The sequence below is a fragment of the Ralstonia sp. Ralssp135 genome, assembly GCF_047304345.1.
GTDB classification, from domain to species: Bacteria; Pseudomonadota; Gammaproteobacteria; order Burkholderiales; family Burkholderiaceae; genus Ralstonia; species Ralstonia chuxiongensis.
In genome coordinates, this window is record NZ_JBGLYZ010000104.1 from 1 (window position 1) to 262 (window position 262).

General features: G+C 60.3%; 1 protein-coding gene. It reads right to left on the reverse strand.

All coding sequences use genetic code 11. The features are described from left to right. On the reverse strand, positions 1-262 hold a 262-nt coding region (locus tag ACCD03_RS25560; protein ID WP_413413286.1), incomplete at both ends, for a hypothetical protein.

Below are 262 nucleotides of genomic sequence, written 5' to 3' on the forward strand. Positions count from 1 at the left end.
CTACGCAACTGGTCGATCGCTGTCTCCTCAAAGCCGTCCGCAAGTGAAATCCGTTCATGACGAAGCTCGTACCGCCAGAGGGTGAGCGTTGGGATCAGGGCGACCCGGGCCTGCTTCATCGCTGTCAGAACACTTTCGTTCCACGGCCCGGATTGCGGCGTTGTGTGAGCCAACACGTCGACGCCGGCTCGCACCGCCGCCAATAGACCGGTTTCGGTAGTCGGATGGGCAAAGACAGGTTTTCCTCTGCTGTGGGCTTCCT